Origin of the sequence: Rhodobacter capsulatus (genome assembly GCF_005144475.1) — a bacterium.
GTDB lineage: Bacteria > Pseudomonadota > Alphaproteobacteria > Rhodobacterales > Rhodobacteraceae > Rhodobacter > Rhodobacter capsulatus_C.
Genome location: NZ_SWJZ01000030.1, coordinates 43,121 through 66,666, shown reverse-complemented (window position 1 = coordinate 66,666; position 23,546 = coordinate 43,121). Strand labels below are relative to the sequence as shown.

The 23,546-nt window shown below is 62.4% G+C and carries 29 protein-coding genes; 15 read left to right on the top strand and 14 right to left on the bottom strand.

Annotated elements, in window-relative coordinates; all coding sequences use genetic code 11:
• Positions 1-109: 109 nt before the first annotated feature.
• Complete coding sequence (locus FBT96_RS09165) at positions 110-550, bottom strand: MerR family transcriptional regulator (RefSeq protein WP_136905987.1); 441 nt, start codon at positions 548-550, stop codon at positions 110-112.
• An 89-nt stretch (positions 551-639) separates the two neighbouring features.
• On the opposite strand from FBT96_RS09165, the gene FBT96_RS09160 reads away from it, so the two are divergent.
• The 5 genes from FBT96_RS09160 to FBT96_RS09140 are packed head-to-tail and all read left to right on the top strand — an operon-like array spanning position 640 to position 5,097.
• A complete protein-coding gene (locus tag FBT96_RS09160; protein WP_136905986.1) occupies positions 640-2,907 on the top strand; it encodes a heavy metal translocating P-type ATPase in 2,268 nt (755 codons plus the stop codon).
• Positions 2,908-2,911: 4 nt separating this feature from the next.
• Complete coding sequence (locus FBT96_RS09155; RefSeq protein WP_136905985.1) at positions 2,912-3,535, top strand: methyltransferase family protein; 624 nt, start codon at positions 2,912-2,914, stop codon at positions 3,533-3,535.
• Complete coding sequence (gene lspA / locus FBT96_RS09150; protein ID WP_136905984.1) at positions 3,532-4,017, top strand: signal peptidase II; 486 nt, start codon at positions 3,532-3,534, stop codon at positions 4,015-4,017. Before FBT96_RS09155 ends, lspA begins: the two co-directional genes overlap by 4 nt.
• Positions 4,004-4,441 (top strand): disulfide bond formation protein B, encoded by a 438-nt coding sequence (locus tag FBT96_RS09145; RefSeq protein ID WP_394347664.1) that lies wholly within the window; start codon positions 4,004-4,006, stop codon positions 4,439-4,441. Before lspA ends, FBT96_RS09145 begins: the two co-directional genes overlap by 14 nt.
• Positions 4,438-5,097: a DsbA family protein gene (locus FBT96_RS09140; RefSeq protein WP_136905983.1), complete on the top strand. Its 660-nt coding sequence runs from the start codon at positions 4,438-4,440 to the stop codon at positions 5,095-5,097. The genes FBT96_RS09145 and FBT96_RS09140 overlap by 4 nt, the downstream gene beginning before the upstream one ends.
• Positions 5,098-5,103: 6 nt before the next feature.
• Here the strand turns inward: FBT96_RS09140 and mntR are convergent, their stop codons facing one another.
• A complete protein-coding gene (mntR, locus tag FBT96_RS09135; protein WP_136905982.1) occupies positions 5,104-5,556 on the bottom strand; it encodes a manganese-binding transcriptional regulator MntR in 453 nt (150 codons plus the stop codon).
• Between the two features lie 121 nt (positions 5,557-5,677).
• Here mntR and FBT96_RS09130 point away from each other — a divergent pair, with 121 nt between their 5' ends.
• Positions 5,678-7,003: an Nramp family divalent metal transporter gene (locus tag FBT96_RS09130; RefSeq protein ID WP_136905981.1), complete on the top strand. Its 1,326-nt coding sequence runs from the start codon at positions 5,678-5,680 to the stop codon at positions 7,001-7,003.
• A 94-nt stretch (positions 7,004-7,097) separates the two neighbouring features.
• Here the strand turns inward: FBT96_RS09130 and FBT96_RS09125 are convergent, their stop codons facing one another.
• Positions 7,098-7,691: a L,D-transpeptidase gene (locus FBT96_RS09125; RefSeq protein WP_136905980.1), complete on the bottom strand. Its 594-nt coding sequence runs from the start codon at positions 7,689-7,691 to the stop codon at positions 7,098-7,100.
• Between the two features lie 265 nt (positions 7,692-7,956).
• Between FBT96_RS09125 and lnt the strand changes: the two genes are divergently transcribed.
• The 7 genes from lnt (at position 7,957) to FBT96_RS09095 (ending at position 13,098) form a co-directional block, all read left to right on the top strand.
• Complete coding sequence (gene lnt, locus FBT96_RS09120; RefSeq protein WP_136905979.1) at positions 7,957-9,519, top strand: apolipoprotein N-acyltransferase; 1,563 nt, start codon at positions 7,957-7,959, stop codon at positions 9,517-9,519.
• A complete protein-coding gene (locus FBT96_RS20660) occupies positions 9,516-9,689 on the top strand; it encodes a hypothetical protein (RefSeq protein ID WP_164517408.1) in 174 nt (57 codons plus the stop codon). The genes lnt and FBT96_RS20660 overlap by 4 nt, the downstream gene beginning before the upstream one ends.
• Before the next feature lie 104 nt (positions 9,690-9,793).
• Positions 9,794-10,387, top strand: coding sequence for an SCO family protein (locus tag FBT96_RS09115; protein ID WP_136905978.1), 594 nt, complete (start codon positions 9,794-9,796; stop codon positions 10,385-10,387).
• 3 nt (positions 10,388-10,390) lie between these two features.
• Positions 10,391-10,864 carry a copper chaperone PCu(A)C gene (locus tag FBT96_RS09110; RefSeq protein WP_136905977.1) on the top strand — a complete coding sequence of 158 codons (474 nt, stop codon included), beginning with the start codon at positions 10,391-10,393 and terminating at the stop codon, positions 10,862-10,864.
• Positions 10,865-10,902: 38 nt separating this feature from the next.
• Entirely contained in the window at positions 10,903-11,445 is a 543-nt protein-coding gene (locus tag FBT96_RS09105; protein ID WP_169583339.1) for an SCO family protein, read from the top strand.
• 16 nt (positions 11,446-11,461) lie between these two features.
• On the top strand, positions 11,462-12,625 hold the full coding sequence (locus FBT96_RS09100; RefSeq protein ID WP_169583337.1) for a M23 family metallopeptidase: 1,164 nt from the start codon (positions 11,462-11,464) through the stop codon (positions 12,623-12,625).
• Complete coding sequence (locus tag FBT96_RS09095) at positions 12,622-13,098, top strand: DUF411 domain-containing protein (RefSeq protein WP_125327810.1); 477 nt, start codon at positions 12,622-12,624, stop codon at positions 13,096-13,098. The genes FBT96_RS09100 and FBT96_RS09095 overlap by 4 nt, the downstream gene beginning before the upstream one ends.
• A gap of 60 nt (positions 13,099-13,158) precedes the next feature.
• On the opposite strand, the gene FBT96_RS09090 is transcribed toward FBT96_RS09095, so the two are convergent.
• From FBT96_RS09090 to FBT96_RS09080, 3 genes are all read right to left on the bottom strand, one after another.
• Entirely contained in the window at positions 13,159-13,668 is a 510-nt protein-coding gene (locus FBT96_RS09090) for a TlpA family protein disulfide reductase (protein WP_136906028.1), read from the bottom strand.
• Between the two features lie 71 nt (positions 13,669-13,739).
• Positions 13,740-15,215 (bottom strand): multicopper oxidase family protein, encoded by a 1,476-nt coding sequence (locus tag FBT96_RS09085; protein WP_136905974.1) that lies wholly within the window; start codon positions 15,213-15,215, stop codon positions 13,740-13,742.
• A 62-nt stretch (positions 15,216-15,277) separates the two neighbouring features.
• Positions 15,278-15,634, bottom strand: coding sequence for a hypothetical protein (locus FBT96_RS09080; protein ID WP_136905973.1), 357 nt, complete (start codon positions 15,632-15,634; stop codon positions 15,278-15,280).
• Between the two features lie 182 nt (positions 15,635-15,816).
• Between FBT96_RS09080 and FBT96_RS09075 the strand changes: the two genes are divergently transcribed.
• Together FBT96_RS09075 and FBT96_RS09070 are read left to right on the top strand one after the other, a co-directional pair.
• The gene (locus tag FBT96_RS09075) at positions 15,817-16,428 is read left to right on the top strand and encodes a membrane lipoprotein lipid attachment site-containing protein (protein WP_136905972.1); all 612 of its coding nucleotides are present in this window, start codon (positions 15,817-15,819) and stop codon (positions 16,426-16,428) included.
• A 94-nt stretch (positions 16,429-16,522) separates the two neighbouring features.
• Positions 16,523-16,990: a DUF411 domain-containing protein gene (locus FBT96_RS09070; protein WP_136905971.1), complete on the top strand. Its 468-nt coding sequence runs from the start codon at positions 16,523-16,525 to the stop codon at positions 16,988-16,990.
• 69 nt (positions 16,991-17,059) lie between these two features.
• Here FBT96_RS09070 and FBT96_RS09065 read toward each other — a convergent pair whose 3' ends face one another.
• The 8 genes from FBT96_RS09065 to FBT96_RS09030 all read right to left on the bottom strand — a co-directional run bounded on the left by FBT96_RS09065 (position 17,060) and on the right by FBT96_RS09030 (position 23,546).
• Positions 17,060-17,677: a hypothetical protein gene (locus FBT96_RS09065; RefSeq protein WP_136905970.1), complete on the bottom strand. Its 618-nt coding sequence runs from the start codon at positions 17,675-17,677 to the stop codon at positions 17,060-17,062.
• Positions 17,674-18,396 carry a DsbA family protein gene (locus FBT96_RS09060; protein ID WP_169583335.1) on the bottom strand — a complete coding sequence of 241 codons (723 nt, stop codon included), beginning with the start codon at positions 18,394-18,396 and terminating at the stop codon, positions 17,674-17,676. The genes FBT96_RS09065 and FBT96_RS09060 overlap by 4 nt, the downstream gene beginning before the upstream one ends.
• A 112-nt stretch (positions 18,397-18,508) precedes the next feature.
• On the bottom strand, positions 18,509-18,985 hold the full coding sequence (locus FBT96_RS09055) for a c-type cytochrome (protein WP_136905968.1): 477 nt from the start codon (positions 18,983-18,985) through the stop codon (positions 18,509-18,511).
• On the bottom strand, positions 18,982-20,937 hold the full coding sequence (gene mrdA / locus FBT96_RS09050) for a penicillin-binding protein 2 (RefSeq protein WP_136905967.1): 1,956 nt from the start codon (positions 20,935-20,937) through the stop codon (positions 18,982-18,984). The genes FBT96_RS09055 and mrdA overlap by 4 nt, the downstream gene beginning before the upstream one ends.
• On the bottom strand, positions 20,924-21,667 hold the full coding sequence (locus FBT96_RS09045) for a ferric reductase-like transmembrane domain-containing protein (protein WP_249306398.1): 744 nt from the start codon (positions 21,665-21,667) through the stop codon (positions 20,924-20,926). The genes mrdA and FBT96_RS09045 overlap by 14 nt, the downstream gene beginning before the upstream one ends.
• Positions 21,664-22,155, bottom strand: a complete 492-nt coding sequence (locus FBT96_RS09040; protein ID WP_136905966.1) for a hypothetical protein — start codon at positions 22,153-22,155, stop codon at positions 21,664-21,666. The genes FBT96_RS09045 and FBT96_RS09040 overlap by 4 nt, the downstream gene beginning before the upstream one ends.
• Positions 22,145-22,573, bottom strand: coding sequence for a hypothetical protein (locus FBT96_RS09035; RefSeq protein WP_136905965.1), 429 nt, complete (start codon positions 22,571-22,573; stop codon positions 22,145-22,147). Before FBT96_RS09035 ends, FBT96_RS09040 begins: the two co-directional genes overlap by 11 nt.
• A complete protein-coding gene (locus FBT96_RS09030; RefSeq protein WP_212635373.1) occupies positions 22,563-23,546 on the bottom strand; it encodes a c-type cytochrome in 984 nt (327 codons plus the stop codon). The genes FBT96_RS09035 and FBT96_RS09030 overlap by 11 nt, the downstream gene beginning before the upstream one ends.

Genomic DNA, 23,546 nt, shown 5'->3' with positions numbered 1-23,546 from the left:
TCGGCAACGCACATCCGGTTGAACGGAGTGCCGTTGATGCTTTAGCGGCCCGGGGCGGCGTTTTCTGGACAAGGCGGTGCTGGCTTAAATGGCGAGTGTTGCGGGTTCGTTATTGCGTCGCCTCTGTCTCCGGATGCCGATGATCGGTCGCGCAAAGCGAATGGTCGCCCAGAACTTCGATGACACGGCAATCGGCAATCTTGCCACCCGCACATTGAACGACCATGCGCTCGAGTTCGGCCTTCAGCGCGGTCAGTCGCGCAAGGCGGCTTTCGACTTCGATCAGTTGCGACCTTGCGATGGCGTCGGCGGCAGCGCACGACTGATCCGGTCGGTCCGACAGGCTCAGGAGGTCGCGGATCGCTTCGAGCGTGAAGCCCAGATCGCGGGCGTGCCGGATGAAGGCCAATCGCTCCTGCGCCTTGCGGCCGTAGAGCCGCTGGTTGCCCGCGCTGCGTTCAGCCTCGGGAAGCAGGCCGATCTGCTCGTAGTAGCGGATCGTCGGTACCTTTACCCCGGCGGCCTCGCCCAACTTTCCGATAGTCAGCATCAGATTCCCCTTGAATCTATAGTTGCTAGAGACATTAGGTTCCTGATTCGATGAAGGCAACTGCCCGCTTCTGGGCGGGAGGAAAGAAGATGACAGGTTCAACAAGCGAAACATCCTGCGACTGGACCGTGTCCGGCATGGACTGCGGGTCATGTGCGACCAAGATCAAGGATGCAGTGGCGCGGCTTCCCGGCGTCAGCGGTGTCGAGGTTGCGATCATGTCGGAACGTCTGCGTTTGACGCTGGATGAGGCGCAGACCGGGCGCGACACGGTCGAGAAGACCGTGCGAGCCCTTGGCTACGGGATCGAGCCCCGCAAGGCGGGCGCGAAGAAGGACTTCGTTCTGCCCGGCGCCGCCCCCGTGGCCGAACCTGAGGACGCTGCGGGCCACGACCACGGCCGGGCAGCGATGGCCAATGCAAAGACCGACGACAGCGGGCACGGCAGCCCCGGCCATGTCCATGACGACCCCGCAGATCGCGGCAAGCGCTGGTATCAGACGGGTAAGGGCAAGCTTGTCATCTTCACCGCGCTTCTGCTGGGGGCCGCGTGGATCATCGAGTATCTTGCACCCGAGATCGGCAAATGGGCCTTTATCGCGGCTTGTCTGATCGGCGTGGCCCCGGTGGCGCAGCGTGCCTTTGCGGCGCTCCGGATGGGCCAGCCATTTACCATCGAGAGCCTGATGACCATAGCCGCCATCGGTGCGCTGTTCATCAATGCGGCAGAAGAGGCCGCGCTGGTTGTCTTCCTATTTGCCGTGGGCGAAGTGCTGGAAGGCGTGGCCGCAGGCAAGGCGCGGGACGGCATCCGGGCGCTGGCCAATCTGGTGCCGAAGACCGCGCAGCTGGTCACCGGCGACACCACGCGCGAGGTGCCTGCCGCAAGCCTGTCCGTGGGCCAGATCGTGCTTGTCCGCCCCGGCGACCGCATTCCAGCCGATGGCGAGATCACCGATGGCACCTCAGGCGTCGATGAAAGCCCTGTCACTGGCGAAAGCGTGCCCAAGACGCGCGGGCCGGGGGAATCCGTGTTTGCAGGCTCGATCAACACCGAGGCCGCCTTGCGGGTCAAGGTTACCAAAGGCCCCGAAGACAACACGATCGCCCGCATCATCCGCCTTGTCGAAGAGGCCGAAGAGGCGCGCGCGCCGACCGAACGCTTCATCGATCGGTTCAGCCGCTGGTACATGCCCGCCATCGTTGCCGTGGCGGCGCTGGTTGTGCTGGTGCCGCCGCTGGCCTTTGGTCAGCCTTGGGACACCTGGGTTTACCGCGGCCTTGCCCTGCTCCTGATCGGGTGCCCTTGCGCGCTGGTCATTTCCGTCCCTGCCTCCATCGCCTCGGCCATGTCCACCGGGGCGCGGCGCGGGCTGTTGATGAAGGGTGGTGCTGTGATCGAGGCGGCGGCGAAGGTCGATGTCGTGACCTTCGACAAGACCGGGACGCTGACGCATGGCCGCCCGCAGGTGACGGATCTGGTGCCGTTCGGGGCTACCACCGAAGCTGAACTTCTGGCCGTTGCTGCGGGCGTCGAAACAGGGTCGAGCCACCCGCTGGCGATTGCGATCCTGAACAAGGCCAAGGACGCGGGCGTTTCCGCGCTGCCCTCGCAAGACGCCAAGGCGCTGATGGGCAAGGGCGTTGTTGCAACCGTGGGCGGCGCTGCGGCCTATGTGTCCTCACCCCGTTACGCGATGGAAAACGGCGGGCTCGATGGTCTTGGCCTGCGGCAGGCCACGATTTTCGAGGAGGACGGCAAGACCGCCGTTGCCGTGTTCCGCGAGAAAGCCCCACTTGGGTTGATCGCCATGCGGGACGAGCCGCGTGCGGATGCCAAGGACGCCGTGCGCCAGTTGACGGCCATGGGGGTGACCGCAGTTATCCTGACCGGGGACAACCCGCGAACGGCTGCCGCTATCGCCGGAAGCCTTGGGCTGAAGTTCGAAGCCGACATGATGCCCGAGGACAAGCTTGCCTATATCCGCGAGATCGGCACCCAAGGTGGCGTCATGATGATCGGCGACGGCATCAACGACGCGCCCGCGCTAAAGCAAGCATCGGTCGGCGTGGCCATGGGATCAGGCACCGATGTAGCGCTTGAAACCGCCGATGCGGCGATCCTGCGCGATCGGGTGACCGACATTCCCGCAACGATCCGGCTGTCTCGCGCGGCAATGGCCAACATCCGCCAGAACGTCACCATCGCTTTGGGGCTGAAGGCGGTGTTCCTGGTGACTTCGGTCTTCGGCCTGACCGGCCTCTGGATCGCAATTCTCGCCGACACCGGTGCAACCGTGCTTGTGACGCTGAACGCCCTGCGCCTGCTGCGGTTCAACCCTGAACGCGAGAGCTGAGCAGATGATCTCCGGATTTGGCTGGGCCGCACTGGCCCTTCTCTTCGGCTATCTGGCACTGTTCTTCTGGGGCAGCGCGCTGGCCGCACAAGCGGCGGGGCGTCCGGTCTGGCTGTTCGACCGTGCGACCGGACGCGACCGGCTGGCGGCAATCGGGTTCCGCGTTGCCTTTGCCCTGGCGTTCTTCGGGCCGCTTCTCTGGCTCGCCGTGCCTATCCTGCACAAGATCGATCCGCTTTGGACCGAGGGGCGCGCCGTCCTCCTTGGTCTGATCGGGGTCTTTGTCGCGGGGCTTGGCGCGATGGTGGCCTTTGCCGCTCAGATGTCGATGGGATCATCCTGGCGCGTCGGCGTGGTGGGCGGCGAGACGGGCGATCTGGTCTCGGGCGGGCTCTACCGTTTCAGCCGCAACCCAACCTTTGTGGGGCAAGCGGCGCTGCTGACGGGTGTTGCCATGGCGGTTCCGGCAATCCCTACAATCATGGCCCCGCTCCTGTTCCTCTGGTCCGCCAGCACGCAGGTCCGGTCCGAAGAGGCCGCCCTGCGCGTGGCAATCGGGCCGGACTATGATCGTTACGCTGCGTCGGTCCCACGCTGGATCGGCATCAAGAGCAAGGCCGCAGAATGACCAAGATGATGCTGATTTCCCTGATCGCCGCTTCCGTGGTGGCGGACCAGTTGACCAAGGCGGCGGCGCTGTCGCTGCTATCGCAGGGGACCGCGATCCCAGTCATGCCGGGCTTCAACCTTGCACTCGGGTTCAATACGGGCGCGAGCTTTGGCATGATGGGCGGGGTCATGGCGGGAAAGCCGCTTTTGATGGCGGCGCTGACCGGCGCGCTGACCCTTGCTTTCGCCCTCATGGCATTCCGGGCGCAACATGCGTTGGAACGTGCAGGCTTTGCGCTGGTCGTGGGCGGGGCGCTTGGCAACATCATCGACAGGCTGCGGCAGGGTGCCGTGACAGATTTCCTTGATCTCTACTGGCGCGACTGGCACTGGCCCACGTTCAACGTCGCCGATATTGCGATCACCTTGGGCGCAGTCCTGATCCTCGCCGCCTCGCTTCCCCTTCGCCGCCGCAAGGAGCCGGTTCTTGACCAAAGCTGACCCGGACACGCTGTCGCGCGACGATCTTGCCCTGACCGCCGCCTTCCTGATCGCGCTGGCAGGCACCCTTGGCGCGCTCTTCATCGGTGAAGTGCTGGGCCAGATGCCGTGCACGCTCTGCTGGTATCAGCGCATCGCTATGTTCCCCTTGGTGCCGATCCTTGGCCTGTCACTATGGCGCGGCGATGGCATGGCGCGCGCCTATGCCCTTCCGCTGGCCTTCGCCGGGCTGGCGCTGGCGGCGTGGCATTCGGGCCTTTACGCAGGGTTTTTGCCCGCGCCAATTGTGCCCTGCACCGAGAATGGCCCCTCCTGCACCGGTGAGGCGCAGATGATCCTTGGCCTGCCGATCCCCTATCTTTCCGCGGTCGCCTTTGCGGCGATCCTTGCCTGTCTCTTCTTTCCGAAAGGACACCGCCCATGAACCGCCGCACCCTTTTGATCGGAACCTCAGCACTCGGGCTCGCTGCCTTCGCGGGTGGCGCCTACGTGCTGAACCAGCGCCGCGCTGCCGAGGCAGAAGCGGCAGCCGCCGCGGCGCCTGCGGCCGACCAGGCGCTTCTGGTCCGGGACTATTCCCCCAGCTTTGGCCCCGCCGATGCGCCCGTCACACTGGTCGAGTTCTTTGATCCGTCCTGCGAGGCCTGCCGCGCCTATCACCCCGTGGTGCAGGAGATCCGGGGGCAGTTTCCGACGCAGGTCCGCGTCGTGCTGCGCTATACCGTCTTCCACGAAGGCTCGGACGAGGCCGTGCGCATCCTCGAGGCCGCGCGGATGCAGGACAAGTTCGAGCCGGTGCTGGACGCGCTGCTGGAACAGCAACCGGGCTGGGCCGTGCATGGTGCGCCGCAGATGGACGTGGCCTGGGAAATCGCCGGGGCCGTGGGGCTCGATCTCGAAAGGGCGGAAAGCGACAAGTTGTTTCCGGGGATCACCGGCATCCTCAACCAGGACGCCGCTGATGTAGAGGCTCTTGCCATCCGCCAGACCCCGACCTTCTTTCTGAACGGCAAGCGGCTGGAGAACTTCAGTGCCGACAGCCTGATCGCAGATGTGCGGTTTGCGGTCGAGAACAGCTGAGGCCGATCAGGACCGACTGGCAAAGGCTGCGAACAGCGCCAGCGTCCGTTCGCTGACGTGATGCTCGATGCCTTCAGCGTCACGCTCTGCCGTCTCGGGGTCAAGGCCAAGGCTGATCAGAAAGCGCAGTACGATCTCGTGCCGACGCCGGCATTCTTTGGCCAGCGCGCGGCCCGCGTCCGTCAGAAACACCGACCGATACTTTGCGCGGGTGATCAGCCCCTCGCGCGCCAGCCGGTCGAGGGTCTTGCTGACGGTCGGCACCTTCACGCCAAGGCGGGTGGCGATGTCCACCGGGCGCGCCTCGCCCTGTTCGTGGATCAGTTCGGCGATCAATTCGACATAGTCCTCGGCCAATTCATTGCGCCGTGCCTCGCGCACGCCCTGAAACGCCTCGGTGCGCGGGTCTGCCGGGCCGTCGTGCGGCGCAGTGCGGGTGTGAGGGTCGAACTCGGTCATCTGCAGAGTATCGCATGGGATGGATTGACAAGTAAAGTCTAGGGGCAGATTGTTAGCACTGTCTAACTTTATGCGCCACGTCTTGTCGGGACCGTGACGAAACCCGGGAGCGCTATAGACCATGTCCATCCCAGCCTGGCGACAAGAGCGCGAAGCCCCCTCGCTTTCCGAGGTCTTCCGCACCATCGCGGTCGGCAATGGCGGCACCAGCCGCTTCCGTCGGTTCCTCGCCTTCATCGGCCCCGGCTATCTGGTGGCCGTGGGCTACATGGACCCCGGCAACTGGGCGACCTCGCTCGCTGGTGGCGCGGCTTTCGGCTACACGCTGCTGTTTGTCGCGCTTCTGTCGAACATCATGGCGATCCTGCTGCAATCGCTCTGCGCTCGGCTGGCGGTCGCCTCGGGCCGCGATCTGGCGCAGGCCTGCCGCGATGCCTTCCCGAAATGGATGTCGGTCCCGCTGTGGGTCTTCGCCGAACTGGCCATCATTGCCACAGACCTGGCCGAAGTGATCGGCACCGCCATCGGCCTCAACCTCCTCTTCGGCATCCCGCTCGAGATCGGCATCTTCATCACCGCCGCCGACGTGTTCCTGATATTGTGGCTGCAGAACAAGGGCTTTCGCTGGATCGAGGCGCTGATCATATCGCTAATGGCGCTGATCGCCGCCTGTTTTGTCGTGTTGATTGCTCAGGCCGACCCAGTCTGGGGCGAAGTCATCGCAGGCTTTGCCCCAAGCCGCGACATCTTCAACAACCCGACGATGCTCTACCTCGCGCTTGGCATCATCGGCGCGACGGTCATGCCGCATAACCTCTACCTGCATTCGGGCATCGTACAGACCCGCGCCTTCGGGCTTGATCTTCCGTCCAAACGCGAGGCGCTGCGGTTGGCGACTTGGGACAGCACCATCGCCCTGATGTTCGCGCTGACGATCAATGCCGCGATCCTGATCCTCGCAGCTGCAGCCTTCTACACCGTGGGGCAAAACGACGTAGCCGAAATTGACAAGGCGCATCTGTTGCTGGAGCCCTTGCTCGGTTCGTCGCTCGCGCCGGTCCTGTTCGGCGTAGCGCTTTTGTGCGCCGGTCTGAACTCCACTGTCACCGCCACCATGGCCGGACAGATCGTGATGGAAGGCTTCATCAACCTGCGCATCGCCCCTTGGGCGCGACGCCTGATCACCCGGGGCCTTGCGATCATCCCGGCGATCTTCGTGATTCTGCTCTACGGCAGCGGCGGCGTCGGCGAACTGCTGATCCTGAGCCAGGTCGTGCTGTCATTCCAGCTTCCCTTCGCCATCGTGCCCTTGGTGATGTTCACAGCCAGCCGCGCCAAGATGGGCGAACTGGTCGCCCCCCGCTGGCTGACCGGCCTTTGCTGGCTGATCGCCGCCGTGATCATCGTGCTGAACGTGAACCTGTTGTCGACCGTGCTATTGGGCTGAGGACACTTGGCCTAGCGAAAGCAAGCAAACATCAGCCCGCCTTCCGCCTAGCTTTCGGGCGACGTCAGCCTGATGCGTTCAGAAAGCCATAGACCTAGATCAGCAGCACCTGAGTGCCAACCTGCGCCAAATCATAGAGTTCAATGACATGCTCATTGTAGAGGCCGATGCACCCGTTCGATGATCTACGACCTATCTTCCGGGTATCATGGGTGCCGTGGATCAAATAGGCAGGCCAGGACAGATACATTCCGCGGACACCAAGCGGGTTGTCCTTGGATCCGCCTTCGACCATCTTCGGCCAGTCCGGGTTGCGCTCCAACATCGAAGCCGTCGGACGCCACGGTGGGTTCACGGCCTTGCGGACAATTTCGGTCCGCCCGAGCCGTGTCAGTTCCTCGGACAGAGGGACTGAAGAGGGATAGAGCCGGTAGATCGACTGATCCTCTGACCAATAATGCAGCGCGCGTGACTTGGTGTCCGCCAGAATCGCACCGCCCTTAGTATTCTCAAAATAGTCCCGCCACTGAGGCATCCGGAAGCTGGACACGTTGTTCCGCACGCTGCCGGATACAGGAGCCTGAAACTCGGTCGTGCCGTCCTGCGCCAAGGCTGGTAAGGCCGCAAGACCCGCCATCCCGACTGCTCCGCCCATCAAGGCCCGTCGCCCGATCCGATCATCGGCCATGGATCACTCCTTAATCTAGGTTTTGGATTGGTGAGTAACGATCTCTTGCCAGCGGGACAAATCAAAGAGCCGTTAGCGGCGCACGGTTTGGGCCGATTGCGCGACAAACTCCGCGCCGTTCATCGTGCGAGGCTTCGGATCGGTCCCTTGAAGTCGACCAACAGCTCGACACTCTGACATTGCCGTGATCCAGAAACGCATACCTTGCACCTCAAGTAGCTAGAGCAATTAGCCCTCGCGTCTCAAGACGGGGGCTTTCGCAGGATTGATCATTTCAGACGCACATCTCTTTTCCGGCAGAAAACTGCTCCAAGGTCTGCCCAGTTTGGGCATGGCCCTGGCCGCTGGCGCCATACTTGTCCTGGCCTTGCCGCCATATTCGATCCTGCCGTTTGCGCTGATCGCCTTCGCTGTGCTGGCAATTATGTTGCATGGCACGCCGTGGCCTGTCGCATTTCGACTGGGATATCTGTTTGGCTTGGGCCAGTTCATACCCGGGCTCTTCTGGATCACGGAGAGTTTTCAGGTCGAGGCGGACCGGTTCGGATGGTTGGCCTTGCCTGCCGTCCTCGGTCTTGCGGCGCTGCTGGCAGTGTTTCCAGCAGCCGCCTGTGCCCTTGCCGCCCGAATGGCGCGCGCCGGATTGCCGCTGGCTCTTTCGCTCGCGACAAGCTGGACCGGCCTTGAATGGCTCCGGGGGCACGTTCTGACGGGGTTTCCTTGGAACCTTGCCGCCTACACGCTGGCCGACTGGTTGCCCCTCGCACAAGTGTCCTCCCTGGTCGGCAGCTATGGGCTGGGGTTCCTCTTGGTGCTTTGTTCGGCACTGGTCGGGCTGGCTTTCCGCGCGCCTGCTCGCAGGTTGCAGGTCATCCGTTTCGCCAGCGCCACCGCAATTGCGGTCACCGTGGCCGGTTTCGGCGTTGCGCGCCTTGCTTTATCAGTTCCCCCGTCAGAGCGCGGCGCACATATCCGCGTCGTGCAACCGAACATCGCGCAAAGCGCCAAATGGGACGAAGGATCCCGGAAGGCCAACATCCTCCGACTTCTCTCGCTTTCTGCACGCCCCGGCGACTACGATATCCTGCTTTGGCCAGAAACTGCATGGCCAGGGTTTCTCGCCGAGGACACTGGGGCCCGCGTCATGCTTGGGTGGCTCTTGCCGAATACTGCCGTCCTATTGGCTGGCAGTCCTGAGCGGGAGGTCACCGCTGACGGGACGGTGTACCGAAACGCTGTGCTCGCCATTGCGCCGGACGGTTCCGTCCTGACGCGCTACGCAAAGCATCACCTTGTTCCCTTTGGCGAATATGTGCCGTGGCGGAGTGTCCTGCCATTTCAGCGATTGGTCGAATCTCTAGGTGATTTCCTCCCCGGTCCGGGTCCCCGCACCCTTGCATTTGGCCCACATCCCTATGCGGGCATCGCGATCTGCTACGAGATCATCTTTCCCAGCCATGTTGTCGATGATGCCATCCGACCGGACTGGATCTTCAATGCGACCAACGACGCCTGGTTCGGCACCTCCATTGGTCCAAAGCAACATCTGGCGTCAGCTCGGATGCGGGCCATCGAAGAGGGGCTACCTCTCGTGCGGGCCGCAAATACTGGAATTTCTGCAGTGGTCGATGCCTACGGCAAAACACAGGCGATCCTGGACATCGAGACTTCTGGCGTAATCGACATGCGTTTGCCGAGGCCTCTACCACCGACCCCTTACGCCCGTCTTGGCGACTGGTCCGTGCTTCTTCTTGCACTCGGCTCTTGGGGGGTTTTCGCTTTCTGGGTTTGGCGCGAAATGACTGTGGTGAAAGGAAGCCAGAAATGATCGGACCAGTTTTCGGGATCGTCGGATTCCTGTGTGGCTACTATCTCGCCCAAAAACGCGGCGGCAAGACGCTTGACCGCCTGCAGTATGGCGCAGGCTTCGGCATCGCTTTCGGGCTGTTCGGCACCCTCCTCGGCATTGCCCTCGCCAGATTTCTTGGGGCGGCCTGATCGGCGAAACCTCGCCGGTGCTGAACTCATCACCTTTTTGTCGGTTGAACCTCTAGTTGCTCGAGGTTCTAGACCGCGCGCTGTTCTCATCGTCTGGACTGTTCATGCGTCTTCGTTCGTTTCAGATCATCCTTTGGGTCGCCGCCACGGCGGCGGCTTTCGCTTTCGCGGCAGTGCGGTGGTGGCCGGCAGCGGACGACACCCAAGCCGCAGCGTCTGCCTTCACGCCCATCTTCGCGCTTGCTGACAGCGAAGGTCGCGTCCGCACGACGGACGAATTCCGCGGAAAATTCCTTTTGGTGTTCTTCGGCTTCACAAGCTGTCCGGATGTGTGTCCAACCACGCTCTCCGAAGTTGCGCAGGTTATGGATGACCTTGGATCGGACGCGGGATCGGTGCAGCCGATCTTCATCTCGATCGATCCTGAACGGGACAGACGGCTTGGGCTGGCTGATTATACCAAAGCCTTCCATCCTGCGATCCTCGGCTTGGCCGGCAGCGAGGCCGAAACGCAGGCTGCGGCCGCAAGCTTCAAGATCTTCTATGAGCGGGAGGCCGATTCCGCTTCGCAAGACGGGTACACGATGGCGCACAATCCCGGCCTCTATCTCATCGGCCCGGATGGCGCGTGGCTGCGTCAATTCACCTACGGCACACCGGCGGCCGAAATCCTTTCCGACCTTCAATCGAGACTTTGAGCCATGAAACACTTTCTTCTTGCTGCAGCGCTGATCATCTCTGCATCTGCAGCGATGGCCTGCGAGACCGTGACCATCGGCGATCTGACGGTTGAGCACGCCTGGTCCAAGGCGACAATCGGCGCGGGGCGTCCCGGCGTCTTCTATGTGGAGATCACGAACACCGGATCGACCGACGACGCGCTGTTGGGCATCGCGACGCCTGCAGCCGCTATGCCGATGCTGCACGAGACTGTTGTTCAGGATGGCATCGCATCGATGCCGCATGCGATGTCCGTCCCTGTGCCGGCCGGCCAGAGCGTGCAGCTTTCTCCGGGGGGATATCACGGCATGCTGATGGGGCTGACCACCGCCCTCAAGGAGGGCGACAGCTTCCCGGTTACCCTGTCCTTCGAAAAGGCCGGTGAGGTTACCGTGAACGTCGACGTCCTGTCCTTGCGTGCGGAGGGTCCGGATTGCGCCGACGCAGGGCAATAATCCTCGGTGCTGGAGGGGCAGTCGGAGCCGTCGCCTTCATGCTGGGCGTCGGCGCCTATCGCACGCGCAAGCAGCCAACCCGCAGCGAGCGCCTGCCCTTGCCAATTGGCGAGATGTCCTGGACATTGACCGATCACCGTGGCCGATCCGTCCGACCGAAAGACTGGGCTGGCCGCCCGGCCATGGTGCTTTTCGGCTTCACCTGGTGCCCGGACGTCTGCCCGACCACATTGAGCGACATATCGCTCTGGCTCGAAGAACTGGGTGCCGACGCCGATCGCATGATTGTCGCGTTGATTTCGGTCGATCCGGAGCGGGATACGCCAGACGTCCTTGCCGACTACGTCGGCAATTTCGATCCACGCATCCTGGGGCTTACGGGATCTGCTGACGAGGTCGCGCAGGCCGCCGCAGATTTTCGCGCAACCTATCGCCGCGTCGCCAAGGATGCCGGTGACTACACGATGGACCATACCGCCGGTGTGTTCCTGTTCCATTCCGATGGGCGCTTCACCAGCATCATCGACTTTCACGAGGACCGGCGCTTCGCCGTTCCCAAAATCCGCCGAACCCTCAGTTGAAAGGTCATTCTGCCAGATGATCCGCCCCGCATTTCTGATCCTTGCTCTCGCGTCATTCGCCCCGCTCCAGGCAGTGGCCGATCCTCCGACGGCGCATTTGCCCATGGCGTTCGAAGCCACAATCGAACCCGGTGACACCTTGGACAGTGTCCTTGGTCACTCAGGAGTCCCCTTGACGATCCGGGCAGAAGCCGCATTGGCACTTTCGGGAGTCTATGACCTGACCGACCTGCGACCTGGTCACCGGGTCGAATGGACTGCGGCGTCCGGAGATCCATCATCGCTGACACGCCTGTCGCTCTTCGTGGAAGATGGTGTAGAGATCGCTCTCACCTTCGACGGGCCGATCGCGGCACGACGGCTTGACCCACCGGTTCGTGAGACGGACCGGCGGGAGACCTTGACCCTCGACGGAACCCTTTACGACGCCTTGATGGCGCGAAATGCACCGGAACGCTTCGCAGTTGACCTTACTGCACTTCTTGCGGGCCAGGTCGATTTCAGGCGCGACCTCAAAGGTGGAGAGACCTTCGCGCTGGTCTGGCAGGAAGATCAGCTTCCCGATGGCACCATCGCGGGAGAGCCGCGCCTGAGTTACGCTCGGCTGGAGCTTACTGATCGCGTCCTCGAACTCGTTGCGACCGAAGCCGCCGGCCCGGTCATCGTCTTTGAAGATGGCGAAGCCGTGCAGCGTTCAGCGGCACCCATCCTTGGTGCACGACTGTCGTCCGTCTTTGGGCGCCGGGACCATCCCGTGTTGGGTGGGGTTCGCATGCATACCGGGATTGATTACGCGGCACCCGTGGGAACCGAAGTCTCGGCGACCGGCGCCGGGCGGGTGACCTTTGCGGGTACGATCCGTGGCTACGGCACCACGATCGACATCGATCACGGCGGTGGGGTGGTCACGCGATATGCACATCTGTCCGAAATTGCCGAAGAAGTTCGCGTGGGGTCGCGGGTCAAGGCGGGAGACAAGATTGGCGCGGTCGGCGCGACAGGGCTCGTGAGCGGCCCCAACCTTCACTACGAAGTTCGTGTCGACGGCAGACCGGTCGATCCTAAAGACCAGGACGCCTTGCCGGAACAGGAGATTGCTTCGGCAGATGATCTTAATGCGCTCGCCACTTGGCGCAGCGAAACTGGCTTCATTTCAGGAACTGACGGAGAACGCGGATGACTGAATTTCGTATCGGCCGCCGCGAGGTCATCCTTGCAGCAACAGCCTTTGCCGTAACCCCTGCCGCCAAAGCTCAGGCAGAGGAAGAACCGCCAATCCATGTCGTCAAGGGGCGTGGCTGCGAGTGCTGTGAAGCATGGGTCGACTATCTGCGGGAGCAAGGCTTCACGGTTACGGATGAGGTGTCGATGGGAACGTTGCTGATCCGCTTCAAGATGGACCAGGGCATTCCAGCAAAGGCATTTTCCTGCCACACGGGGACCGTTGACGGCTATGCTCTCGAAGGCCATGTCCCGGCTGCCGATATCCGCAGGCTGCTCGACGAGCGTCCTGATGCAGTTGGTCTTGCCGTGCCCGGCATGCCTTACGGCTCCCCCGGCATGGGATCAGAAGACAGTCGGGACGCCTATGACGTCCTGCTGGTTGGCCGGGATGGAAGTCTCGAAATCTTCACCAGCTATCAGGCAGCCTGATCTGTCCATTTCCGAACTCAACGGGCTAGGCAGGGATTTAATCAAGGGAATGGCGACCGATCAAAGCAGATCCGATATCTGACGGACAGCCTCGTCGCTTCCCCAGTCGAAGGGGCCCTGAAGCCGCCCGATTTCACGCGTTTCGCGGTCGATCAGAAGCGTCGTTGGCAGTCCGATGAAGGCGAGTGCCAGTTGAACCCGCAACGGTTCCGCCCAGTAAAGCGGCAGGTTTACAAGTCCGACTTCATCATAGAAACGTCGGCCCCTTTCGATCCCGCCTTCGTCGATGCAAAGGGGTAGTACGGCAAAATCCGGGCCTCCAAGCAGCCCTTCCAAACGGTCGAGTGCTGGCATCTCTTCCCGGCATGGCGGGCACCAAGTCGCCCAGATGTTCAGAAGGATCACACGCCCGGCAAAGTCCCCAAGAACCCTGGTGGTTCCTGCTTCATCCTGGATAGGCGGGGAAAGCAGAGGCTGCGGGTCCTTTCGCAGCCGGAAAGGCGGCCGCGCCTGGGCGGGCCCCGCAATGAAGCCCGCTACAAGACCGACAAGGAGAGGTCGACGACCCATCTGAACAGGCATTTGGCTTTTCCCTTCGCGGAAGGTCGGACCCGCAGGCAATCTGCGGGCCCGGATCGTCGTCAGGCCGAAACCGCGAACTCAGTCATCATGCCTGTCGAGAGATGCGGCATGTGATGGCAATGCAGCATCCACCGCGCTGCTTCACCCGCATCCACCGCGACCGTCACCATCCCCATCGAAGGCACATGAACGGTATCGCGCACTGCGCCTGCAATCCGGTTCTGGCCCACGCCGACCACCTGGAAAGCGTGGCCATGCAGATGCATGGGATGCGCCATCATTGACATGTTGTGGAACATGATCTCGACACGCTCGCCGGTTTTCGCGGTCACCGGGGAATGTTTGCCCCAGGTCTGCCCGTTGATGGTCCATACGTAGGGCATCATCGAGCCGCCCAGCATCAACATCGGCTGGGACGATGCCGCGCGCTCCGGCAGTGGGGTGACGGCGCGCAGGGCCGCTTCCTGCGTCAGATCGGAGCTGAAGGCAGGATGGTCGGCATCGGACATGTCGGCGATCTTCGTCACCGTGGCCCCTGGCGTCGCAAGGACGAGACCCGTCCGTTCTCTTGCACCCTCGCGCAAGGCGAGGACCGGGAAGGCCCCGCCTTCGGCAGGAACATCAAGCTCGATGTCCAGCCGCTGGCCCATCGCGATTCCGAAACGGCTGCCAGGAAGAGGCTGCACCGGCTCGCCGTCCACGGCGACCAGCCGCCCGGTCAAGGCGCCGGTGTCGATCCAGAACACCGTCGCGGCGGCCGCGTTGATCACCCGAACAAGGACTTTGCTGCCCTTGTCCACCTGGACGACTTCGGGGTCGTCCAGTGTCCGGTCATTGGCAAGGTAGGCATCAAAGTTGTAGTCGTTCAGGTCCATCGCCATGCCGTCCATGCCCGGCATGGCCATCATGTCCCCCTGACCCATTGCGCCCATGTCCATGCCAGAGTGGTCCATTCCTCCTTGCGCCATCTGGCCATGGTCCATGCCGGCCATTGACGCGCCACCCGTAATCTGTGCCAGCACCTCCGCAGGCGGCTTGAACGAAAAGTCGTGCAGGAACAGCGTCACGCCCTGCCGATCGGCCGCAACATCCTCGGGTCGCCGCACGACCAGGGGGGCGGCGAGCAGCAGCATCTCGTGCGCGGGGATATGGGCATGCATCCAGTGCGTGCCCGGGCGCGCGGCAAAGTCATAGGCGCGGCTTTCGCCGGGTTGCAGCGTGGCCATGGGCATGTCCGGCACGCCGTCTTGCGCGTTCGGCGGGATCTGTCCGTGCCAGTGGATGATGGTCGGCTCGGTCAGGGTATTCGTCAGATCGACGGCAAATGCCTGACCCGGGTCGAGGACCAATCCAGACCGGCCGTTGCCGTCCACCAGCCCCCAGACGGTGGCGGCCCTGCCCCGGACATCGAGCGTCCGGGTCGTCGCCGTCAGCGACATACGGGCTGATTGGGCTCGAGCGCGGGCAGGCAGGATAAGTGAGGCGGCAGTAGCCGCAGAAGCGGCCAGAAAGCCGCGGCGAGAGAGCGTGATCATGCGAATTCTCCTGTATCGCAACGTGAAAAGACTGAAGGTCCCGACAAAGCGGAACCATAGTGTCAGATCAACGTGCGTTTCGGAGGTGGGCCGGGTGGCGGGAGCGCCAGCGATGCGGCCAGCAGGTCATTGTTCAGTCTGATTTCAACCGAACGCGCGATGACGACGACGCCCGGGCTTGGTGCGGGAAGAGCCGCGGCTGCAAAAAGACAATGTTGCTGGCAAAGCAGACGTTGTGCATCGTCAATCGGGCTGCCGCTGGATGACATATGCGCGACATGGCCAGCCATCGCCATCATCTGCTCATGGTCTGCCTGAGTCTGTTGCCGACCATCGGCGGAGGCAAGCATCGGCAGGATCGCCGCCAGAAGATAGGCGGCGAGGATCAATGCACGCATAGGAAACGTCGAATGGGTCATGCTCTCGCTTGTATCAGCGTGGTCTGGTCCCGTCATCTGACAGTTTGGTGTCTGGACCACATGGCCATAGCATCGACTGCAGCAGAATTGCCGCGTTTTCCCTCGTCTTGACTTGATAGCGCAGAGTTTACTGGCAACTGAACGAAGGTCGCGAAAACGTCATTCATCTGACGGGACACGCCATGAAACGATTGTTCTTCGCCCTTTTCGCAACTCTGTTTCTGTCCGCCTGCGGCGCCGAACCGATTTGGGCGCCTGATGAGGCCGTGGCCGAGGCGCGCTATGAACATGTCGGCCCGACCTCGGTCACGCTCTATACCGTCCTGTCGACCCGCAGCGGCACCGGTGCGCATGCCGGGCTTTTGATCAATGGCTCAGAGCGTGTCCTCTTCGATCCGGCGGGAACCTGGCGACATCCGAAGCTTCCGGAGCGCAACGATGTCCATTTCGGGATCACGCCGAAGATGGTCGACTTCTACATCGACTACCATGCCCGCGAAACTTACGACGTTGTTGAGCAGACGATCATGGTTTCGCCAGAAGTTGCGGACCTGATCATGGCGCGTGCCAAAGCGTACGGCGCGGTGCCCAAGGCGAACTGCACAATTGCAATATCGCGCGTACTTGACGGCGTTCCCGGCTTCGAAAGCCTGCCAATGACCTGGTTTCCGAAACGGATGATGGAAGGTTTCGCAGATTTGCAGGGCGTTCAGACCCGCCGGGTTACGGACGATGACGCAGATGAGAATCATGGCGTCCTTCTGGTGCAGGCCGGGGACGCGCGTCTTCGGTAGTTTCTTGGTGATCAGGCCTATTGGGAGCCATACTACGCTCGCCACGCCCGGCCTTTGGCAGTATTTTGCGGTGACACATAGACTGGGGCTTTTGATGAACCTTGCGCGCCGTACTCTTCTTCTTACCGGATCGACCATCCTTGCCATGAGCGCTGTGCCTTTGCTGGCCGAAGGGGACGAGCGGATCCATGTGGTAAAGGACCCTGGCTGCCCCTGTTGCAACGCTTGGATCGGCCACCTGCGCGAAAACGGCTTTAACGTCAGCTTTGAAGAGCGCAGTGTCGAAGACCTCGCGACCTACAAGCGGGAGCGCGGCATCCCGGAGAACCTGTCGTCCTGCCACACGGCGACCATCGGCGACTACACCATCGAAGGGCACGTTCCAGCAGCGGATATCCGCAGGCTGATGGCCGAACGCCCCTTGGCGGTAGGACTTTCCGTTCCGGGCATGCCATTCGGCTCACCGGGAATGGGTCCAGAGACAGAGCGTCAGGCATATGACGTGGTCCTGGTCGGTCAGGACGGAAGCAGTACGGTCTTCACCAGCTATCCGGCGGCGTGAGATCCCCACCCGGTGCGCGCCGCGCGAGACACCACAGGATCATCTTGGCAAGCCGACCTCGGATTCTTGCTAGGCTTCCAGAAGCTCATCCCGCGGCCCCGCCCCGTCAAGCGGTCTGATCGCGACATCCAACCTGCGCGCCGCATGGTAGGCTGACGCGGCCAAAGGATCGGGCTCTTTGCCGTAGGCGAGCCGGTAGCGTGTGATGAAACCTTCCATGCGGTCATCACCATTCCAGCCCTCCGCAAGGAGTGCTTGCACCAGAACGATGCTCGCACGGCTGTACTTGCTCGCCGCGTCGTCGTCGGCAGGCTTCGGTCCAAGGACGATGACGACATCAGCCGCCTCGTCTGGTGAGCCAGTCAACTCCTGGACCAGTCTGGTGGCTTCGGCCGGAAGCGGAAGAACATGCACGTCAACGCCGCCCAGATGCCCGTCGGAGGTTTCGTTTGGGTGCCCGTCCCGCTCGTCGGCAGCCAGCAGGAATCCTCGGACAGCCTCGGCAAGGTCTTGCTCAACATTCTCTCCGACGACGAGAATTGCTGCGGTGAACGAATGCGCTGCCGCAATTCCAGACAGAGCGGTCCATAGTACCGCCGCGAGGGCCGGGACGGCCGGGATCGTCCTGCGAGCAGGGAAGGCGGTGCAACGGGAGCATTCCAAAGCGACTCGTTTCGAACCACTCATTCTGATGCCCGAACAGAAGCCACGATTTCGGAAAGCTGGGCCTTTTCAACAAAACCGGGGACCAGCTGATCGCCTACGACAAAGGACGGCGTCCCGTTGAAACCGAGCGCCTCGGCCAGACGCATCGAGGTTGCGATGTGCTCGTCGATCTCAGGCGCCTGCATGTCTGTTTTGAGCCTGTCCAAGTCCAGGCCGATTTCGCCGGCGACACGCAGCACCGTGTCGGCTTCTACCTTGCCACGCATGCCCATCAGAGCATTGTGGAGCTCAGCATATTTGCCCTGCTTTCGGGATGCGAGCGCGGCGCGTGCGGCAAAGGCAGATCCCTCGCTGAGGATTGGCCATTCGCGCATCACCAACCGGATGTTGCCGTCTTCGGCCAGAAGAGCGTCGACTTCCGGCATGGCGCGCTTGCAGTAGGGGCAGTTGTAGTCAAAGAACTCGACCACCGTGATATCGCCCTCCAGATTGCCTAGAACCGGTGCGTTGGGGTCACGTTCCAATGTGTCGCGCTCGTTGGCCAATACTGCGGTTGCGGCGGCTGCCTGTGCTTCCGCCTGCCGTTCTTCGAGGGCCTGGAGCGCTTCGAGGATCAGTTCGGGGTTTTCGCGCAGGGCCTCGGCCACGAGAGCCTTGATGCGTTCATCCGAGACCTCCTCCGCGAAGGACGGCATAGCGACCTGGAAACAGAAGACACTGGCAAGCAGCAGGGATTTCATTCGCATCAGGCGGACCTTTCATTTCGTACATTCTTTGAGGGTTGATGCTTCCTCAAGTAACTCGAGGGGCAAGTCCAAACTTGGACCGATAGCCTATTGTTCGGGCCAGGCGTCATGGAGCGAGGGCCTCGGTGGCGCTGCGCTCTACTTGCGTGGCGCGGATGCCGTCGGGCCAAGTCGATTTGATGTAATCGAGAACAGCTTCGATATCCTCGTCCGTCAGACGGTCGCCGAAAGCCGGCATGCCGGAGGTGAAGGCAACGCCCATTTCGTCAAGGACCGCCTGCCCGCCGCGTTTGATGTAGTCGCGCAGCATGATGTCGCCGTGATGCCAGGTGTGGCCGCTCGCGTCATGCGGCGGGGCGGGATAGGTCCCGTCCTCATTCGCCGACCGCCAGTCGGGATGTCCTTCCAGATCGGCGCCGTGGCACGACGCGCATTCCGCCTCATAGATGGCGCGACCTTGTTCGAGATCGGGGCTATTGTGGAAGAATGCGTTTGCTTGCGGCGCAAACAGCAGAAAGATTGCCGCGCGCGCAACAACCGCAGCGCCTCGCAACTTGCCATTTCTTGGCTTGGTGGCCTTCATGTCCGGCTCACGGTGATCGGTGTCACCCCATCCGGCGGGAGAATCCGTTCGGACAGTTGAGCCAGATCCTCCCGAATTCGGGCCCGCTGAGCAGTAGGATAGGCATCTTCGGGCGGCAGGCCGCCGTGTTGGGCAAAGAGCATGATGTCGCGCGCGATCGGTGCCGCCGCCGTTGAGCCGCCGCCGCCATGCTCCACAACAACGGTCACGGCAAATCGAGGCGCATCAAAGGGTGCGAAGGCCACGAACAGCCCATGGTCCCGCCTGTTCCATGGGAGTTCGTCCTGCGATCGGACACCGGCTGCGCGCTCAGCCGCCGTGATCGAAAACACCTGGCTCGTTCCGGTCTTCCCGGCCATCGCCTTGGTCACATCCGCGATCCGCGAGGCATAGGCCGTGCCGCGCTCGTGGTTCGAGACCTCAAACATCCCTTGTCGTACGATCGCCAGCGCTTCTGCCGATAGACCAAGGGAGGCAGGCGCAGGCTCACCCGGGCTGGCCCCACCGAGCGGGCGCACGAGACGCGGGAGGACTGCCGTTCCTGAGGCCAAGCGCGCGGTCATCGTGGCAAGCTGAATTGGCGAGGTCAACGTGAAGCCCTGGCCAATGGACGCGTTGATCGTGTCGCCAATCAACCAATCCTGACCGTAGCGCTCTTGCTTCCAGGCGCGCGAGGGATTGTTGCCGTGAACCATTCCCGACAGCGGAAGGTCGTATTTCTGGCCTAGTCCGAGACGGTCGTTCATCGCAAAGATGCCGTCGATCCCGATCCGTTGCGCGACTTCGTAGAAGTAGACGTCGCAGGACTGCCGCAACGCACCGACCATGTCGACCCGCCCATGGCCGCCGCTTTTCCAGCAATGGAACCTGCGTCCGGAAATTTCGACATAGCCATTGCAGGTCACGGTTTCTGTCGGGTCCATGACTCCGCTCTCCAGAGCCGCGAGCGCATTCGACATCTTGATCGTGGATCCCGGCGGATAGGCCCCTTGAACGGTCTTGTCGGCAAGCGGGCGAAACTCGCTGTCGCGCAGACCGCTGTAGTCCTTGCTCGAGATCCCCCGCACGAAGAGGTTCGGGTCAAATGCAGGCGCAGACGTGCAGCCAAGAAGATCACCGTTTGTCACATCCATTACGATTGCTGCCGCGCTTTGTCCTTCGAGGCGCACACGCATGAAGTTCTGCAAATGATGATCCAGTGTGATCTGCATGTCCGAGCCGGGGGTCGGCGGATCAAGTGCCAGCTCGCGCATGGTCCTGCCGCCGGCGTTGACCTCCACCCGCTGAGCTCCCGGCTCACCGCGCAACGCACGCTCGTGGATCCGCTCAAGCGCCGTCTTGCCGATCTGGTAGTCCGGCGAGCGCAAAAGCGGATCGGGTTCCCCGTCCTTGGCTGTGAGATCGCTGTCGCTGACGGGTCCCACATAGCCGACCTGATGGGCAAAGTCCGGCCCGAAGGGATAGACCCGGGACAGGACCATCTCCGGGTGGACACCCGGAAGAGCCGGGGTGTTCAAGGCGATGATTGACAACTCTTCCCAGGTGACCCTGTCCTTAACGGTCACCGGGACAAAGCCCCGAACGCGGTCAAGTTGCTCCCGAATCCGGTCGATATCCTCGCTCGTCAGACCAAGAAGCCGCTGCAGTTTCGCAAGGACGTCATTGACGTCCCGGGCCTCCTCCTTCACGAGCGTGATCCGGTAGGTGTGTTCGTTGTCCGCGACGATCTTGCCTGCGCGGTCGAAGATGCGGCCCCGGTCGGGGCGCACCAACCGCAAATTGATTCGGTTTTCCTCGGCCAGGAGGTAATACTCCTCAGCATCGCGTACGCCCAGTTGCCACATCCGGAAACCAAGCACACCGACCACCGAGGTCATCACGCCGCCCAGCATCAGCGACCGACGCGTCGTTACCCGTGAGGCCCGGGCAAGATCCCGTTCAGATCGGCGCATGCTTGGCCCCCTCGTCCTGAGACTCCGGCATGCGTCTGCCGCCAATGGTTTTCAGGTAAGCGGCAAGTCGCAGTCCTAGGACCAAGACCACCAGTCCGACGAACCAATACTGCAGGGGGTTCGGCTCGGGCGTCGCCCGGTGAAAGCTGAGGAAGTGCATGAACAGGAAGTAGGCGACATGCGCTACAGACAGCCACCAGAGCGGCAGGACACCCATCTGCAGGAATTTCCAGCCGGAAACGCCCAGGCGGCGCATCGCGACATCGCTTGAGGTTGTGGCCAGGAGGACCGCCAGGAGCAAGGCGGCGATCCCGATCGCATTGGCCAGACCAAAGCCATGCTGAAACATCACATAGCTGAGGAGTTCGGGATGCCATTCGAAGCCGAAGAGCCGCATCAGGTCCCATTCGACCCAGCCAACAAGGATGATTGCAGCATGCGCAAGCGCCAGAAGGCAGCCGTAGATGCCCGACTCGCGGCGGTAGGGCAGCACCAACACTGCGGGTCTGAGGAGCCGGGCCAGAGGACCCAGACCCATCGAAAGCGCAACCAGCACCAGCGAGGCGTCGGCAAGTGCCCGGTTCCAGCGGTGCATCGGACTCCACTCGCCATGGATAGCCGCAAAGATCAGAACGATGCCAGCAGAGAGGAGGGCCATCAGCCCGTGCCGCAAAAGTACATTCCGGCTCAGCCGTCGGAACATTGGGTCATGGACCGTGACTGTCTTCATTTCACGTCACCCCGATCAAGGCCCCGCGGTCCCTGCACCTCCCTGTTGGCAGTGCGGACAGCGCGAAACCGGCGCCATGTTGCCAACGCGGCGATACCCATGATGACGAGCCCGGCGGTCGCAAGCCACGGCCGGAGCGGGTCAAACCAGGCAAGAAGCGCAGGTCCACCGAAGACCAGCATGAGCAACTTGTTGCAGGTTGGGCAGGCGATTCCGAGAAAGCTGGCAAGCCCACCCGTCCCGGAAGCGCGCAAGTTGCACTGAGGGACCCACATCGCCGCTGTCACACCTCCGAGGAAGGCCGTCAGAACGGTCGCGACGAACTCCCAAGGCCCGACTGGAGTCATCCGGACAAAAAGGGGGTTCGCCCATACGGCAGTGACCGTGCCGAGGACCACAAACAGGGTGGTGCCAACAGCCAGGCCGCGCAGGTTGCGGCGAAGGCTGTCATCATTCAGAAAAGTTGCCGGACTTGGGTTATCGCGCATCAAACTCGACCTCTGCAAACTCTTCACCAAAGCCCACGCTGACGACCCAACGACCGGCCATCGGCAGCTTCACGTCGGCGCGCCAGACGCCTGCCTCGACCAGCTGAAGCGGCGGCGCTATGCCGTCCATGTGCATGTCGACCATCGCAAAGTTCACATCTGGCCGCATGCCGGCAGCTGCGCCGGCGTCGGTATCGGGCATGAACTGGATTTCGAGGCGAACGTCACGACCACCGAGCGCATCGACCTGGACGTCCATCCGTCCGTCCGAAAGCGCTTCGGACACTTTGGCTGTCACCGATGGATCAGCGGAGGTCGTGTCGCGCGGATCGAGGGTCCAGGCGGTTGTCCAGATGAAGACGCCGACGAAGACGGCAACGCCCAAAGCCAGAATGACGGCAAGCGCTCTAGTTCCCATTTCCCATATCCATCTGTGAATGATCCATTCCAGCCATCGGGGTCTCGACCGGCGTCGGTGCGGGCGCAGGAATGTCGCCCGTGCCTTCGGGGTCGAGGAGATAGGTGGCAATGGCCTCGCGGTCGGCAGCGCTCAGAAACGACGTACCCTCTGCCACGACCTCGGCCATGCTGCCGCCGAAAGCATCACCGTTAGGCAGAATCCCGGACTGAAGCGCGTAAGCCAGGTTCGCAACGCCCCAACCTTTTGCGAGGAGAACGTCACTCAGAATTGGCGGTGCTTTGCTGCCCCCTGGAAGGCTGTCGTTCCCGGCAAAGCGGGCGCCGTCATCAAGGCCCCCTGCCAGGGTTCGGCCCGTGTGGCAGGCGGCGCAATGTGCAGCCCCCTCGACCAGTTGCCGTCCGCGGTTCCATGGGGAGGACGTGCCCATAAGTGCGTCCGTCTTGGGCGTATCAAGGTAGGCCGCGCGCCAGAACTTCAATCCCGATCTGAAATTGAAGGGCAGGCCGACGTCGTGGGGTGGGGCTGCATCGCCAACAGCCGGGACGGTGCGGAACGCCTCCCAGAGGTCGGCAATGTCCTGATCGGTAAAGCCGGCATAGAAGGAGTAGGTGAAAACCGGGTAGTAGGGCTCGCCGTCGGGCGACACCCCTTGGCGCACCGCCTTGGCGAAATCCTGCACAGTCCAGCGCCCGATCCCGGCCTCCCGATGTGGTGTGATGTTCGGTGGCACAAAGGTGCCGAAAGGTGTGTCAAGAGGTGCACCTCCCGCGAGCGCCAGTCCTTTGGCGGCCGAGTTGGTATGGCAGGACACGCAGCCACTTGCGCGCGCGAGATAGGCCCCACGTTCGGCATCGCCGGGAGGAAAGCTCGCGGGCTCGACCTCCCCGATCGGCCAAAGTGCCAACACACCGGCACCTATACCTGCCACAATGGCTGGGAAGACAAAGGAAAGCCGGATCAAACCTCGCAT